Source organism: Hymenobacter sediminis (assembly GCF_003231285.1).
GTDB classification, from domain to species: domain Bacteria; phylum Bacteroidota; class Bacteroidia; order Cytophagales; family Hymenobacteraceae; genus Hymenobacter; species Hymenobacter sediminis.
In genome coordinates this window covers 102301-117199 of the sequence record NZ_QKNS01000008.1, presented here as the reverse complement: position 1 = coordinate 117199, position 14899 = coordinate 102301, and the positions used below count along the sequence as shown (strand labels likewise).

Genomic DNA, 14899 nt, shown 5'->3' with positions numbered 1-14899 from the left:
CATACTGCTTTCTACTTCTCTCTTTTCCGAAGCCAACAGAGCACAGCAGTGCTGCTGGCTGCTTTATCCTACCTCTATTGAAACACCTGTTTACCTTCTTGCTCTTCCTGTTTTTATTTCCTGTCTGGGCGCTGGCGCATAATAGCGGTGCCATTAGCGGGCGGGTATCTGACGCGACTACTCAATTGCCGTTGGGCGGTGTAGCAGTGCGGCTGTTGGCGCCCAGTCGTAGCACGTTTACCAATGCGCTGGGGCAATACCGTTTTACTAACCTGCCGGCCGGTACGTATCAGGTAGCCCTTTCGCACCTGGGTTATCAGAGCATCAGGGCCACTATCACGGTGTCGGAAGATCAGACCACCCAAGTCCAAACCCGGTTGGTAACAGCCCAGGTTGAGCTGAAGGAAGTGTCCGTTTCGGCCGAGCGGCCCCAGGAGCAGCAGCTTATCAGCGCCCTCGACATTCGGCTGCGGCCCATCACCAACTCCCAGGAAATTCTGCGGCTGGTGCCTGGCCTGTTTATTGGGCAGCACGCAGGTGGTGGCAAGGCCGAGCAGTTGTTTTTGCGCGGCTTCGACCTCGACCACGGCACGGATATCCGGCTATCGGTGGATGGCATGCCCGTGAATATGGTGTCGCACGCCCATGGGCAGGGCTACGCTGATCTGCACTTCGTGATTCCGGAGTTGGTGCAGGCCGTAGATTTCGGCAAAGGCCCCTATACCCCTGAGCAGGGCAACCTGGCTACGGCCGGCTGGGTAAACTTCCGCACCCGCACCGCCCTCGACAGCTCTTTTGCCAAGCTTGAGGCCGGCCAGTATGACACGTACCGCGCCGTAGCTGCTGTTAACCTGCTCGGCGCTGGGGCCCGCGCCAAGGAGCAGTCGGCCTACCTAGCCTCGGAGTATTCCTTTTCCAATGGCTACTTCGACAACCCCCAGGACTTTAACCGGCTTAACGTGGTAGGGAAATTCCACGGCCACCTCACGCCCAGCAGCCGCCTGACGCTCACGGGCTCTACCTTCTACAGCAAGTGGAACCACTCGGGCCAGGTTCCGGACCGGGCCGTAGCGCAGGGGCTCATTGGCTGGTTTGGCTCCGTGGACCCCAGTGAAGGCGGCGAAACCAGCCGCTCGAACCTGAATGCTGAACTGGTGACGATGACGCCCGCCGGCAATGTGCTGCGCAACCAGCTTTTTTACTCTCGCTACGGCTTCGAGCTGTACTCCAACTTCACCTTTTTCCTGCAGGATTCCCTCAACGGTGACCAGATCCGGCAGAAGGAGCAGCGTCACCTTTTCGGCTACAATGGCAGCTACAGCCACGCCCACCGCCTCGGCTCCCTACCCCTTACTTCGAGGCTAGGCCTGCACTACCGCCACGACCTCACCGCCGATACAGAACTCTCCCACACCCTGGGCCGCCGCGAAACGCTGGAACAGCGCCAGCTGGGCGACATCAACGAGCTGAACGCCGGCCTCTACCTCGATGAAGTGCTGCAACTAACCCCGCGCCTGAACCTGACGGCCGGCGTGCGCCTGGATATATTCCGCAACCAGTACCGCAACCAGCTAGAAGTGCCTGTGAGGCTCCGGCGGGCCACAGCCGCCATCGTGTCGCCGAAGCTGAACCTAGCCTATACGTTCTCGCCCAACCTGCAGCTCTACCTCAAGGCAGGTAAGGGCTTCCACTCCAACGATACCCGCGTGGTAGTGCCACAGAACGGCCGCCAAGTGCTGCCAGCCGCCTTCGGCACCGATTTGGGGGTAGTGGTGAAACCTGCTCCGCGTCTGCTCTTGCAGGCGGCAGCGTGGTACCTGTGGCTGGCCCAGGAATTCGTGTACGTGGGCGACGAAGGGGTAGTAGAACCTGGGGGGCGCACCCGCCGCCAGGGCCTCGACCTTTCGGTGCGCTACCAACTCACGCGCCACCTCTACGCCGATGCCGACCTGAGCGCCGCCAAGCCTCGCGCCCTCGGCGAAGAAGCCGGCAACAACTACCTGCCGCTAGCCCCCAGGCTTACTTCGGCGGGTGGGCTGAGCGTGCAAAACTGGCACCGGCTCAGCGGCTCCCTGCGCTACCGTTACCTAGCTAACCGGCCCGCCAACGAGGACAACTCCTTGGTAGCCAAAGGCTATTTCGTGACCGATGCGCAGGTGAATTATACCCGTTCGCGCTACCAACTGGGCCTTTCGGTGCAGAACTTGCTCAACACTCGCTGGAAAGAAACTCAGTTTGCCACCGAAAGCCGTCTGCGCAATGAGGCCACGCCGGTAGAGGAAATCCACTTCACGCCCGGTACGCCCTTCTTTGCCCGCCTGAGTGCCACCCTGTTTTTCCGTTGATTGTTTTTGCCCGATAAATTACCGCGCTAAAGCTGCTGGCCGCCTACGTAGGCAGCTACACTCCAAGCAATGCCGGCGAGCCTTATTTTCGCTTGGGGCGCTTGCGCCGACGGGCTGCTACCCGTTCCCGTTCGGCTTTACGTTCGGCCCGGAAGGCCAGGCGCTCATCCATCCGGCCCATGAGCTGCCGCCGGACGTGGTGAGCTAGGGCCGAAAGCGTAACCAGCTGCGTAGTGCGCAAGAAATTCAGTACGTCGCGGCGGCGGTAGGTGCTCACGCCCGCCAGCCCCTGGGCCAGCAAAAACTGCTTGATTTCCTCCAGCCGCAGCAAAGCCGCTACGGCCGGGCGCTCCACAGTTGCATTGTACAGGGCCGGGCGGTACGGGCGCAACCCCTCCGCCGATGCCACCAGCACACCCACCCACTCGGGCAGCAGGGGCAGAAGCTTGGGCAAGTGCTTTTCCGTGACGACGAAGGTGACAAAGTCGTAGGCCCGGCCGTAGCAGGGCAGCTGCTTGGCCACCCGCTGCAGCGTGTCGCCGTCGCCTTTCAGCTCGTAGCCGTGCATAAACTGCTCCGTGATGTGGACGACATCGGCCCGGGTGGTGCCAGTGGGCAGCTCATCCACGTACACGCCGCCCGTTAGGAGAGGGTAAAGAAGCGCCCGGATTTCAGGATCATTCACAATTTAAGGCATGTAAACAAGCCGCAAGGTACGGCGCGGCCGGCAGTAGGCGAAGTTCAAGGCCGGGGAGGGGGTAGGAAACAAACTCCCTGAACAAGTGGGTAGCGGTACCTCTCCTAAACTCCTGGCTGCTCCCTACCTCCCTGTGCCGGCCAGATAGGTACTCCGGCCAGAGTTTTGTATGTTGGGTAACCATGACAACGCCCCGCCGTTTCCGTTTCACGCCGCTGTTTTTTGTCGGCTTTCTGTTTCTGGTTCTGGGTCTGACCAACCCGAAGCGGCTGGCTTTCGCGGGGGTAGGGGCTGTGTTTATTGCTCTGGGCGTAAAGCGAGGCCAGGGGCTGCCGCCCGATGAGGAGCCGGAGGAGCCTATGCGGGGCGAATAGGGGTAGGGTTGCCGCCGAAAGCCGGCTTTGTGGCTACCTTCACGGCGGTTTTACCCTGTTCTGATTATGCCCTTCCCAATGACCTCCCGCCGCTGGCTCTGGCTTTTTCTTCTGGTACTTGGCGCCGCCTTTTTGTGGCAGCTGGGCAGCTGGGGGCCTCTGGAAAGCAGTGAGGCACGCTACTCTGAAATAGGCCGGGAAATGCTGGCAGGCCAGGATTGGCTGCACCCGCGGCTGTTGGGCATCCAGCACTTCCACAAACCGCCCCTCACTTATTGGCTTACCGCAGCGGGGCTGGGGTTGTTCGGCGAGAATACGTTTGGCGTGCGCCTGCTGCCGGTGCTGGCCGTGCTGCTGCAAGTAGTGCTGATGTATGGGCTAGGGATGCTGCTGTTTCAGCAGGACCGCGCCCGGGCGCTGGCTGCCTCCGTTATCTACGGCACGCTGCCCGTCGTGCTTATTTCGGCCCTCAACGTTACCACCGATGCCTACCTGGCTACCCTGGAGCTAGCCGCCGCCTACGGCATTCTGCGCTACTACCACGGCGGCGGAGTGCGGTGGCTGTACCTGTTTTGGCTGGGGCTAGGGCTGGCCTTCCTCACGAAAGGCCCGGTAGGTTTTGTGTTGCCGCTGATGGTAGTAATTGGCTTTTACTTTAAACAAGGGCAGACCAAGCGGCCGTTCACCCTGCATCATGCCCTGGGCTTTGCGCTGTTTGTAGGGGTAGGGCTGAGCTGGTATCTGTACCTGATAGCCGAAAACCCAGCCTTCCTTCGCTATTTTTTGTTTGAGCACACCGTAGAGCGCTTTGCCAACGCGGCCACCTTCAACCGGGCCAAGCCCTGGTGGTTTTACCTGGTGCTGGCTCCGGCCACCAGCCTGCCGTGGGCCGTGGCGCTGGTAGCGCGGGCCGTGCGCACGCCCTGGAACTCGGTGCCGCGGGAGTGGCGCAATGTGCTGATCTTCTGGGTGCTGGTACCGCTGCTGTTTTTTTCTCTCTCCAAATCCAAGCTCTTGCTCTACGTGCTACCCATTTTCCCAGGGGTAGTGCTCCTGACGGTGTACTACCTGGGCCGCTGCACCGAAGCTGCCCTGCACCGCTGGTACGTGGGCATCGTGGCGTTCTACGGGTTTCTGCTGGGTGCCCTGTGCCTGCTGCCCATCCTGACGACAGTAGTAAACCTCGGGTTTGAGGTGAAGCCGTTCACGGCCATCTGGCCCGCGGCCGGAGTGGTGGTGCTGGTGCTTACACTCACGCTCTGGAACCAGGTGCGGATTGCCCCGCGCCTGCTGGTGGCTACCACGCTGTTCACGGTGTTTCTGCTGCTTTCTGCCAAGCCCATCATGCAGCAGAACGAGCTGGCCTTCAACGGTAGCCGCCCCCTGGCCGAGCTCATTCGGGATAAGAAGCTGACCAACCGCCAGGTGCTGGTGTACGACCAACTGCTGCCGTCCCTGGCCTTCGAGCTGGGCCAGCTGCCCGTGTTCCTGAATGACGGCAACCATAACCTCAACCGCGAAACGCAGTTTGAGCCTGGTACCAGCTGGCACCGTTACCTGCTCTACCTCCAGGACCCTCAGCAGGAGCCAGCCCTGGGCGCTTTGCTGCTGCAACACCCTGTGCTCCTGGTGAAAGGCGAGCTGAAACCCGAGCGCCAATGGATGTTGCGTTACTTTACCCAACAGGAAAAGCTGGGCAAGTGGACGGTATTATGGTAAAACGGGACGTAGAGCCTTTCCCTACCTCCTGAACACAGAAAAGCCGCTACCAGAGGTAGCGGCTTTTATCTACGGGGCTGTAGCTAGCTATTTTATATCCACCCTACTCCATTCACCAGCTACAACACACCACGCGGAGGGCCTTCCTTTCCATAAACCCTACGAGCGCCGTTTGTTATTGAGTCAAAGGTAGAAAGGCCAGTGCCTACGCTGCTGAAAGTTTTGGCCAATACCCGGTTCTACCCGGCCGGAGGCACCTTTTACCCGACGGGCGGAAACGGACGGCCCAGCAAACAAGCGCAAACCCTTGTAAATGACTACCGATAAACGGCTTCGGCCTTCTCGCGCAGGTTGTAAGCCGAGGACATTACCTCGCCGTAAGCCCCGGCCGAGCGGATAGCCACTACGTCGCCGCGCTGGGTTTCGGGCAGGGTAATGGCTTTGCCAAACGTATCCGACGACTCGCAGATGGGGCCCACAATGTCGTAAGTCAATTGCGGGCGCTGGCTGGTCAGGTTCTGGATTAGGTGGTAACTGCCGTACAGAGCCGGCCGGATCAGCTCGGTCATGCCCGCGTCGAGAATGGCGAAACGGGTTTGCTGGCTTTCTTTCACGTAGAGCACCCGGCTTATAAGGGTGCCGCACTGGGCCACTATGGCCCGGCCTAGCTCTACGTGCACCTGCTGGTTTGGCCGCCGCTCCAGGTGCTGCTCAAACATCCCGAAGTACGCCGCAAAGTCCGGAATGGGGTTTTGATCGGGTTGGTGATAATCAATGCCCAGGCCGCCACCCACATTGAGGTGGGGGAGGCGGTGGCCCCGGTCTTCGAGCCAGGTTTGCAGCTCGTTGAGCTTGCGGCTCAGGTTGGCAAACGCCGACAGCTCCGTAATCTGGGAGCCGATGTGGGCGTGCAGACCAATCAGCTCTACGTGGGGCAGGCCATCCAGACCATCGACTACCCCCGCCAGATCGGCCAGGTTGATGCCGAACTTGTTGGCGTCGAGGCCGGTGGTGATGTAGGCGTGGGTGTGCGCGTCCACGTTGGGGTTGATGCGCAGGGCTACCCGCGCCTTGCGGCCCTGGGCGCCGGCCAACTCGTTGAGCACCTGCAGCTCCGGCACCGATTCGGCGTTAAAGCAGAAGATGTCGGCGGCCAGGGCCCGGTTGATTTCCGCATCCGATTTTCCTACCCCCGCAAACACTACATGGTCGGGGGAGAAACCTGCGTCGAGGGCACGCTGCACTTCGCCGCCGCTCACGCAGTCGGCTCCAAAGCCAGCCTGCTGAATGCGCTGCAGAATGGGCAGGTTAGAGTTGGCTTTCAGGGCGTAGTGCACCTGAAAATTACCCGGTCGCGCGGCGGCCGTCAGTGCGGCCAGCGTCTGGTCCAGCAACTGCAGGTCGTAATAATAGAAAGGCGTAGGCTGCTGCGTAAGCTCCGCCGGAAGTTGAAAAGCCATTGAGATGTGAAGCTGGTAGCTGGTAGCGGTTGGCTAGTAGCTGATGTTGGGACGAGAAAAAGCTAGCAGCCAACAGCTACCGGCTAGCAGCTGCATTAAACAGCCCGGCGTTCAGAGCCTGTAGGGCACTTACTTTGTGATTGTTATGCACCAGAATGCTGATGTTATTCGGTGAGCCGCCGTAGCTGATCATGCGCACCGGAATGTCGCGCAGGGCGGCAAAGGCCTGGTTAGCCGCGCCGTGGGCGTCTTGGCCCAGGCTGCCTACCAGGCAAATAATGGTTTGGTTTTCATCGACTTCCACGGTGCCGAAGCGGCGCAGCTCTTCCAGAATCTGGGGTAGCCGGGTCGCGTCGTCAATGGTCAGCGACACGGCTACTTCCGAGGTCGTAATCATGTCAATGGAGGTGCGGTAGCGCTCGAAAATCTCGAACAAGCTGCGCAGGAAACCATGGGCCAGCAGCATGCGGCTCGACTTTACGTTGATGGCCGTAATGCCGTCCTTGGCGGCTACCGCCTTGATAGCCTCGGAGCCCGTTTTGGCCGAAATTAGGGTGCCGGGGGCCTCGGGCTGCATGGTGTTGAGCAGGCGTACTGGAATGCCGTGCTGGCGGGCGGGCAGCACCGAGCTGGGGTGCAGAATCTTCGCACCGAAGTAAGCCAGCTCCGCCGCCTCATCAAACGACAGCTCCCGAATGGGGTAGGTGCCCTGTACGATGCGGGGGTCGTTGTTGTGCAGGCCGTCGATGTCGGTCCAAATCTGGATTTCCTCAGCCTCTACGGCCGCTCCAATCAGCGAGGCAGAGTAGTCGGAGCCGCCGCGCTTGAGGTTGTCGATGTGGCCTTGGGCGCTACGGCAGATGTAGCCCTGCGTAATGAACAGCTGCTGGTTGGCGTAGGGCGCGAGGGTAGAGGCCAGGTGTTCCCGGATGTAGGCCGCGTCAGGCTCCTCGTCCACGTCCAGGCGCATAAAGTCGAGGGCGGGCAGCAGCACGGCTGGCCGGCCCAGCACCTGGGTTACGTAGCGGTGCACCAGCAGCGTGCTCAATAGTTCGCCCTGGGCCAAAATCACCCGCTCCCCATCGGCAGAAAGGGGGGCCGAGGTCAGAGCCAACACCGCGTCGAAATGCTGGTTCAGGGCTTCAATAGCTGATTCTGCCAAGCCTTCTCCGGGCAGCAGCTCGCGGGCTACCTCGTGGTAGCGCTGGCGCAGAGCCTCAATGCGGGCCGTGGCAGCCGTAACATCGGCGGCGTAGAGCAGGGTAGCAATTTCAACCAGGGCGTTGGTAGTGCCGCTCATGGCCGACAGCACCACAATGCGGCGCTGCAGGTGCGGGGCATGAATCAACTCGGCTACTTCGCGCATCCGCTGTGGCGACCCTACGGACGTGCCACCAAACTTGAGAACTTTCATAAACAGGGAAAAACAGGAGATAAGTGGCGCAGAAAACTCCGGCAGGTTGCGAGCCGGAGAAAGGAAAGAGAAAAAAAAGCGCCGATCCTGGGAGGACCGGCGCTTGAAGGTTCAGTGGTAGGTAGGTACGACGAACAGGTGCGACGGTCAGGTCGGGTTACGTTTCTTCGATTTCTTGACCATCAGCAGGCCTGCCGACAGCGGCGAGGCTACCTGTTTGCCCTGCTTCACCCCCAGCCACGCGGCTGCCACCCCAGCCGAAGCCAGTGAAGCAGAAGTGCCGAATGAGGTGGTAGTGAGTTGCATACGCAGATAGGACGCGGGGGCTACCCCGCTTTGCGGCCGCAAGTACGCAGTTCCTTGGAAAAACACCAACGGCTGAGCTGGAATTTTTGAATATATCCTAGAGCCCTACCCCTGGTTGCGGCATGAAACCGTTTGCTACAGCTCTCAATCCTACCTTATGGGCCCAGATGCCGTAGTATGTAGCAAAGCACAAGATGCATCTGAGCGCTTTACTTACTGGATTATTACTTGATCTGCCCATGCCAACTGCCCAGGAATCCCTCCAATCCTTCACCAATGAGTTTATGCGCAATGCCGGAGTGCGCACCGTTTTCGGCGAGCCTATTGTGCTGCCGTACGCTACGGTTGTGCCCGTGGCCAGGGTAGTGTATGGGTTAGGCGGAGGCTTTGGGGTAGGCAAGCGCCCCGCCAAAGCCGGTGAGGGCGAAGGTGAAGCAGCCGGCAGCGGTGGCGGGTTCGGGGGCGGTGCGCTGGCTTTTCCGGCCGGCGTGCTCGACATCCGGCCCAAACGAACCCGCTTTGTCTCGGCCAGTCGCACCCGCCATGTGCTGCTGGGGGTAGCGTTGGGCTGGGTGTTGGCCCGTGCCCTGGGCAAAGGCCCGAAGCGCGGTGCCGATAAGCCAGATCCGGGACACAAGAAGGGGTAGGGTGCGCTAAGGGGTGCGGACCGTAAAAGAAAGAACAGTCATGTCGAGCTTGTCGAGACATCTAGCGTGTTGACGTCTGATTACTTTGGCAACATCAGCACGCGAGATGTCTCGACAAGCTCGACATGACGGTATTATTTATCAGTAAATGACTGGGAAGCGCCGCCGTCAGCTTTTCGGACCTGGCGTTTTGATAGTGCTGATAACGGTGTCGCTGAGTGGGGAAATGGCGGGGCCAAAGTAGTGGGTCAGGCGGCCATCTTCGCTGATGAGGTACTTGGAGAAGTTCCAGTCGGGGGCCTGCTCGTTCCAGCCGTTTTGGCGGGCGTTGCTGAGCCACTGGTAGACGGGGTTCTGCTCGCCCTTCTTTACGACCACGCTCTTCTTCATCAAGGGAAATGACACGCCGAAGTTCACCTGGCAGAACTGCTCAATGGTTTTATCATCAGCCTTTTCCTGCTCCGCGAAGTCGTTGGCCGGGAAGCCGAGGACGACCAGCTGGTCGGCAAACTGCTCCGAAAGTTGCTGCAATTCCTCGTACTGGTTGGTATAGCCGCAGTTGGAAGCTGTGTTCACGAGCAGCACTTTCTTGCCGCGCAGCTCGTCGAATTTCAACTGCTGCCCGGAGTTCAACTGGCCGGCGAGGTCGTAGAACGGTACGGGTGCGACGGTCGGCTTTTCATTCCGGAGCACCTTACCCTTGCTGCCCGACTTCGAGAGCTTCATGATGAGTGGGTAAAGGAATTTCAGCAGTTTCTGACGAAAAGAAGGCATTGCTTTGGAATTAAGAGAAGGTCAAAAGTACATTGTTGGGCCCGGTGCCCGCCCGCGCACCCGACGGAGTAACCGATTTGAAGCACAACAGTTGCGCAACAAGTCAGAATGCTATTAAACGGCACCGGGCCCGGCACGTTGAAAAACGCAGCCGGACCCGGTGTTATAATGGGCGTAAAATCCCTGATAGCCCGAATGCTTTAGCGCACGGGCTTCGGAATGATGGGTAGGCTTTCGTGACCCTCGGCATCCACGGATACTACCCCGAAAATGTAGTTGTCTTTGCTGTGGGGCAGGTCGGCTTTAGTGTCGGTCACGAAGAACTTCTGCTGCCACTCCGGGGCGCTGGTTTCGCGCATGAGCACGTAGTAGCCGGTTGGTTTCTCGCCGGCTTTGGGGGCTTCCCACTTTAGCTCGGTGCGGTTGGTGAGGTTGGCCGTAAGCACGCCCACGTTTTCGGGGGCGGCTGGGGCCAGGGCCAGGGAGGCTAGGGTAGCGAGGTTCACCCCAGTGTTGCGGCGCAGGTAGGGAAAGTCCATGAACTTGGCATAGTCGCCGTACTCAGTGCCGTTTTCGGTGCGCAGGTCCTGGTGCTGGTGGCGGAAGTCCTCGTTCATTTCCGAGAAGCGCACTGCCGTGAAGCCCTGCTGGTTGAAGGGCGTGTGGTCGCCGCCGCGCAGAAACCGGTCGGGGCGGTACTCCAGCACTACCTCGTGGCCGGGTACGTACTGCTGGCAGGCCAGGCGGGTGTAGCGGGCCAGCTGGCGGCTGGGTGAGTCATTCTCCGAAGAAAGCGTGCGACGTACGCGGGCCTCGTCGGCGGTTTCGGTGGCCGGTACCCCTTCGCTGAACACGCGCAGGCGTTTGTCATCCTTTATTTCTGGGTCGTGGCCCGAGGAGTTGCCCATGATGTCGTTGTTGAGCATAGCCACCAGGTTCCAACCCTCTTTCTTGGCGCGCTTGGCCAGGTGAGTAGAGCCGTAGAGCCCCTGCTCTTCGCCCTGCACAGCCACGAAAATGATAGTCGCCGGGAATTTCTGCTGCGACATCACGCGGGCCAGCTCCATGACAGCCACCGTGCCCGAGCCGTCGTCGTTGGCGCCGGGCGCGTCGGCGGTGGCATTCATCACGTCAGAAACCCGCGAGTCGATGTGTCCGCTCACGATGAACACGCGCTTGTCGGTGGGGTCGGTGCCGGGCAGCGTGGCCATAACGTTGGCCATCAGCACCGGCCGGTCGATGCGGCGGCCGTCGGGCTTGATGGTGAAGGTATCCTGCTCCACTTTCAGGCGGCCCCCGCTGGCTTTGCTGTACTTGCGAAACTCGCTTTCCACCCAGTTGCGGGACGCCCCAATACCGCGCTTCTTGCTCTTGGTGTCGCTCAGGGTGTGGCGGGTGCCGAAGCTCACGAGCTTATCAATATCCTCGCGCAGGTTTTTTTCCGAAATGTCCTGCACCATCTTCGTGATGAGCGGATCGGGGGTAGCGGTGGGCTTGTTCTGGGCGAAAATGGGGGTAGCAAACCCGAGGGAAAGAAGCAGCAGCGAAGCGGAACGGCGCATGAAGAAGGGTAGGGTCAGGTTGTGGAATTGGGCAAGAGACGCGGAAGGGTCGCCCCACGTTGCGGCACAAGGTAAGGCCCGCGGTGGGTTAGCTGGGTATAAGTTATGGACCAGTGAAACACAAAGTGTTTCCCTGGCGGCTGTAAAGCTTTATTCCGGCCTTATCACCCTGAGTAGCGTGAACGACCTCTACCTCTAGTTAACTCAATTGTGAGGACGAAACGGGAGAGGTCCTTCGTCGCCGCTTGATGCGCAGAATGCTCGGCATGATAAGGCCGGAGTAAAGTTTCTCCCGACTACACTTCCAGCATCGACACAAGCGCACTGGCCGCATTGCCTCCAAAACCAGCCGCATTCACCAGTACCCTACGGATGCGGCTGGGCGCTTGGGAGGCTATGTCTGTAGCGAAGGGCGGAGCGGGCCACTGCTGGGTTTCGAGTACGTGGAGCGCAAAGTCGAGACTGAGCGCTGCCGACGCGCCCAACGTATGGCCAATCAGCCATTTGTTCGACAGCAGCGGGGGTAGCGCCTCCCCGAAAACGGCCCGCAAGGCCGCCCGTTCGGCTGCGTCGCCGGCAGGAGTGCCAGGGCTGTGCAGCACCACGGCATCTACTTCGGCGGGCGAGAGACGGGCCTGGGCTAAAGCCTGCCGGATGGCTTGCTGGAAGTGCTGCCCATCGGGCGAGAGGCCGGTTTTGCTCCCGATGGCCTCGAAGCCAAACCCCACGCTTTCCAGCACGAACACCGGCCCGGCTGATTGCTCTGCGGCCAACTGCTGCCGGCTGACTTTCTCCAGGGCGAATACCGCTGCACCTTCGCCTAATATAAAGGTGGAGGGCTTGCCCGCGCCGGGGCGGCAGGGCCAGTCGGCGGCTGCAAACGGCGAGTAAATGCCAATGGCCTGCATCTGGGCCAGGGTAAAGCCGGTGAGGGGTGCCTCCGTGCCGCCCGCCAGAAACCGCGTAGCCATGCCCGCTCGCAGCCAGGCCGTGGCATTGCCCAGGGCCTGAAACGCGCTGCTACAGGTGCTGGAGTGGCTCAGGGCCGCGCCGCCGGTGCTGCCCGCATCATAGGCCACCCAGCTGGCCACGTTGCCGAGGGTAGTCAGCGGGGAAGCGGCCGTAGGCACGGTTCCTTCGGTCAGAAACTCCGCGTGAAACTCCTCCGTGCGCCCCGTAGCGCCCCGGCTGCTCCCGATGCTCACGGCCAAAGGGTTGGCTGCGGTGGCAGGGGTAGCAGCCCAGCCGGCTGCCGCGGTGGCCTGGCGGGCCGCCAGCAAACCCAGCAGCACGGTGCGGTCGAGCTGGCGGTAGGCAGGTTGGGTGCGGCGCAACTCCGTGAGGGTTGCCTCTGTGGCGGGGGGTAGGGCCGCCACGGGCCGGCCGCTGGCATGGCTAGTAAACGGCGACACGCTAGCATCAGCTGGCAGCGGCAGCAGCCCCAGCGCCGATACGCGGCCCCAGCCCCGGATAACAATCAGCTCGTCGGGGGGTAACTCAGTCATGCAGGTACTCGGGTAGGGTAGGCGCCGGCTCGAAGTTCAGAACCACCTCCCGCATGCGGCGCAGCACCACGTACAGCAGCTCCAGCTCTTGGTTGGTGGTGCAGTAGGGGGGTAGTAGGTACACCACATTGCCAAGGGGACGTAGCACAATCTGGTTGTCGATGGCGAGTTGGTAGAAGGCGTCGCGGAGGCGGCTGAAGTAGCTGGTGCCCTCGCCCGGGTCGTACTCCACGGCCAGAATAGTGCCGCGGTGGCGCACCTGTCGGATGCCGGGCAGGGCTTCTATTTCCTGGCGGAAAGCCGCGTGAGCAGCCTCAATCCGCTGACGCTGCTGGCTGCATTCGTCGGTGCGCGTGAGTTCCAGACTGGCCAGGGCGGCGGCGCAGGCCACGGGGTTGGCCGTGTAGGAGTGGCCGTGGAAGAGAGCCCGCATTTTGTCGTCGCTCAGGAAAGCCTCGTAGATGGGCGCGGCGCAGGTGGTCAGGCCCATGGCCAGGGTGCCACCGGTCAGGCCCTTGGAAAAGCACATGATGTCGGGCTGCTCCTGGAGTAGGCTGCTGGCAAACAGCGGCCCGGTGCGCCCAAAGCCCGTCATGACCTCATCGGCAATGCAGAGCACCCCGCGCTGGTGGCAGCGGCGCAGCATTTCCGTGAGTACCTCCGGCGAGTACATCACCATGCCCGCCGTGCCCAGCACCAGAGGCTCGAAGATGAAGCCCGCTATATCGGGGCGCTGCAGCAGCGTGTCGAGTTGAGCCAGCACCTCGGCTTCCCTACCCGGCACGGGCACATCAATAAACTCCACGTCGAAGAGCAGGGGCCAGAAGGGCTGGGTGAAGGCTCCGCGGCTGCTCACGGCCATAGCCCCGAAGGTGTCGCCGTGGTAGGAGTCGCGGAAGCAAAGGAAAGTGCGGCGCTCCGGCTGGCCCTGGTTGTGGAAGTATTGCAACACCATTTTCAGGGCCACTTCCACGGCTGTGGAGCCGTTGTCGGAATAGAAAACGCGGGCTTGGTTGCTGGGCAGAATTTCCAGCAGCTGCTCGGCCAGCTCCACGGCGGCGGGGTGGGTGAAGCCGGCAAACAGCACGTGCTCCAGGGTGCGGAGCTGCTCGCTCACGCGCTGGGCAATGTGGGGGTGGGCGTGGCCGTGCAGATTTACCCACCACGAAGAAATACCGTCGAGGTAGCGGGTGCCGTCTTCGGCAATCAGCCAGCTGCCCTCCCCGCGCACAATGGGCACAGCCAGCGGGGCAGTCTGCATTTGGGTATAGGGGTGCCACACGACGGCGTGGTCCCGCTCAGAAAGGGAGGTAAGTTCGGGCATTGGATGGTTGGCCGGACGTATCGGCCGGGGCAAAGCTACAACCGGGTGCGTGGACAGCAGGTTTAGGGAAACGAGTCTCTGCCCCGATGGTAGATCATTCTTACAGTCTAAACCACTCCCGGAACTCAGCAGCATAACGGCTCACTACCTCAAGGGTGACCTGGGTTTCGGGCAGGACGCGGGGTAGGAGGGGCACGCCGGTATGCTGACTGATAAACTCCTCGGTGGCGGGTGTTGGCTCGCCGTTAAACACGAGGCCGCGTACGCGCAGCCCGCGCGCCTGCAGGGCTTCCAGCGTGAGCAGGGTGTGGTTGATGCTACCCAGGTAATTGCGCGAAACCACCACTACATCCAGGTCCAGCTGCTGGGCTAGGTCAGCCATCAGGAAGCCGGGTGCCAGGGGGACCAGCAGGCCGCCGGCGCCTTCTACCAGCAAATGGTTGGCGGTTTCGGGCAGCTGGAAATCCTGGGGCTGCAGCGTGATGCCTTCGGCGGCGGCGGCGGCGTGGGGCGAGGCCGGCAGTTGCAGGCGGTAGCGTTCCGGCCAAAAATGGCTGCGGGTGTTGCATACAAGGCTGCGGACGGTGCCCGCATCGGTGCTGGGTTCCAGGCCTGCTTGCACGGGCTTCCAGTAATCGGCCTGCAAAGCCTCGGTCAGGATGGCCGAAACCACAGTTTTGCCGACATCGGTGCCGATGCCGGTGATGAAAAGTCGTTCCAAGAGACAAGCGCGTTTAAACTTCTAAAAGCGCCCTTGCGGGCGTTCCTGGCA

13 protein-coding genes are annotated in these 14899 nt (G+C 61.2%); 4 read left to right on the top strand and 9 right to left on the bottom strand.

Annotated features, from left to right (window positions below; all coding sequences use genetic code 11):
* Nucleotides 1-77: 77 nt before the first annotated feature.
* Complete coding sequence (locus DNI29_RS19795; protein ID WP_438834632.1) at nt 78-2345, top strand: TonB-dependent receptor; 2268 nt, start codon at nt 78-80, stop codon at nt 2343-2345.
* An 82-nt stretch (nt 2346-2427) separates the two neighbouring features.
* Here the strand turns inward: DNI29_RS19795 and DNI29_RS19790 are convergent, their stop codons facing one another.
* The gene (locus DNI29_RS19790; protein WP_123823339.1) at nt 2428-3030 is read right to left on the bottom strand and encodes a sce7726 family protein; all 603 of its coding nucleotides are present in this window, start codon (nt 3028-3030) and stop codon (nt 2428-2430) included.
* Nucleotides 3031-3224: 194 nt separating this feature from the next.
* Between DNI29_RS19790 and DNI29_RS19785 the strand changes: the two genes are divergently transcribed.
* Together DNI29_RS19785 and DNI29_RS19780 are read left to right on the top strand one after the other, a co-directional pair.
* A complete protein-coding gene (locus DNI29_RS19785; RefSeq protein WP_110979873.1) occupies nt 3225-3416 on the top strand; it encodes a hypothetical protein in 192 nt (63 codons plus the stop codon).
* 78 nt (nt 3417-3494) lie between these two features.
* Entirely contained in the window at nt 3495-5135 is a 1641-nt protein-coding gene (locus DNI29_RS19780; RefSeq protein ID WP_162303678.1) for an ArnT family glycosyltransferase, read from the top strand.
* A gap of 317 nt (nt 5136-5452) precedes the next feature.
* Here DNI29_RS19780 and lysA read toward each other — a convergent pair whose 3' ends face one another.
* The 3 genes from lysA to DNI29_RS24595 all read right to left on the bottom strand — a co-directional run bounded on the left by lysA (nt 5453) and on the right by DNI29_RS24595 (nt 8315).
* Nucleotides 5453-6595 (bottom strand): diaminopimelate decarboxylase, encoded by a 1143-nt coding sequence (lysA, locus tag DNI29_RS19775; protein WP_110979871.1) that lies wholly within the window; start codon nt 6593-6595, stop codon nt 5453-5455.
* A gap of 76 nt (nt 6596-6671) precedes the next feature.
* A complete protein-coding gene (locus tag DNI29_RS19770; RefSeq protein ID WP_110979870.1) occupies nt 6672-8009 on the bottom strand; it encodes an aspartate kinase in 1338 nt (445 codons plus the stop codon).
* 147 nt (nt 8010-8156) lie between these two features.
* Nucleotides 8157-8315: a hypothetical protein gene (locus DNI29_RS24595; RefSeq protein WP_162303677.1), complete on the bottom strand. Its 159-nt coding sequence runs from the start codon at nt 8313-8315 to the stop codon at nt 8157-8159.
* 239 nt (nt 8316-8554) lie between these two features.
* On the opposite strand from DNI29_RS24595, the gene DNI29_RS19765 reads away from it, so the two are divergent.
* Nucleotides 8555-8962: a spore germination protein GerW family protein gene (locus tag DNI29_RS19765; protein WP_202910539.1), complete on the top strand. Its 408-nt coding sequence runs from the start codon at nt 8555-8557 to the stop codon at nt 8960-8962.
* Nucleotides 8963-9130: 168 nt separating this feature from the next.
* Here DNI29_RS19765 and DNI29_RS19760 read toward each other — a convergent pair whose 3' ends face one another.
* The 5 genes from DNI29_RS19760 to bioD form a co-directional block, all read right to left on the bottom strand.
* Nucleotides 9131-9736 (bottom strand): glutathione peroxidase, encoded by a 606-nt coding sequence (locus tag DNI29_RS19760; protein WP_110979869.1) that lies wholly within the window; start codon nt 9734-9736, stop codon nt 9131-9133.
* A gap of 200 nt (nt 9737-9936) precedes the next feature.
* Complete coding sequence (locus DNI29_RS19755) at nt 9937-11298, bottom strand: M28 family metallopeptidase (RefSeq protein WP_110979868.1); 1362 nt, start codon at nt 11296-11298, stop codon at nt 9937-9939.
* A gap of 296 nt (nt 11299-11594) precedes the next feature.
* Nucleotides 11595-12803, bottom strand: coding sequence for a beta-ketoacyl synthase N-terminal-like domain-containing protein (locus DNI29_RS19750; RefSeq protein WP_110979867.1), 1209 nt, complete (start codon nt 12801-12803; stop codon nt 11595-11597).
* The gene (gene bioA, locus DNI29_RS19745) at nt 12796-14127 is read right to left on the bottom strand and encodes an adenosylmethionine--8-amino-7-oxononanoate transaminase (protein WP_110979866.1); all 1332 of its coding nucleotides are present in this window, start codon (nt 14125-14127) and stop codon (nt 12796-12798) included. Before bioA ends, DNI29_RS19750 begins: the two co-directional genes overlap by 8 nt.
* Before the next feature lie 100 nt (nt 14128-14227).
* Nucleotides 14228-14848: a dethiobiotin synthase gene (gene bioD, locus DNI29_RS19740; RefSeq protein ID WP_110979865.1), complete on the bottom strand. Its 621-nt coding sequence runs from the start codon at nt 14846-14848 to the stop codon at nt 14228-14230.
* Nucleotides 14849-14899: the final 51 nt, after the last annotated feature.

Excerpts from the sequence above, each read along its gene's own strand:
- DNI29_RS19785 (WP_110979873.1), top strand. The coding sequence starts at position 3,225 with ATGACAACGCCCCGCCGTTTCCGTTTCACGCCGCTGTTTTTTGTCGGC.
- DNI29_RS19780 (WP_162303678.1), top strand. The coding sequence starts at position 3,495 with ATGACCTCCCGCCGCTGGCTCTGGCTTTTTCTTCTGGTACTTGGCGCC.
- lysA (WP_110979871.1), bottom strand. The coding sequence starts at position 6,595 with ATGGCTTTTCAACTTCCGGCGGAGCTTACGCAGCAGCCTACGCCTTTC.
- DNI29_RS19770 (WP_110979870.1), bottom strand. The coding sequence starts at position 8,009 with ATGAAAGTTCTCAAGTTTGGTGGCACGTCCGTAGGGTCGCCACAGCGG.
- DNI29_RS24595 (WP_162303677.1), bottom strand. The coding sequence starts at position 8,315 with ATGCAACTCACTACCACCTCATTCGGCACTTCTGCTTCACTGGCTTCG.
- DNI29_RS19765 (WP_202910539.1), top strand. The coding sequence starts at position 8,555 with ATGCCAACTGCCCAGGAATCCCTCCAATCCTTCACCAATGAGTTTATG.
- DNI29_RS19760 (WP_110979869.1), bottom strand. The coding sequence starts at position 9,736 with ATGCCTTCTTTTCGTCAGAAACTGCTGAAATTCCTTTACCCACTCATC.
- DNI29_RS19755 (WP_110979868.1), bottom strand. The coding sequence starts at position 11,298 with ATGCGCCGTTCCGCTTCGCTGCTGCTTCTTTCCCTCGGGTTTGCTACC.
- DNI29_RS19750 (WP_110979867.1), bottom strand. The coding sequence starts at position 12,803 with ATGACTGAGTTACCCCCCGACGAGCTGATTGTTATCCGGGGCTGGGGC.
- bioA (WP_110979866.1), bottom strand. The coding sequence starts at position 14,127 with ATGCCCGAACTTACCTCCCTTTCTGAGCGGGACCACGCCGTCGTGTGG.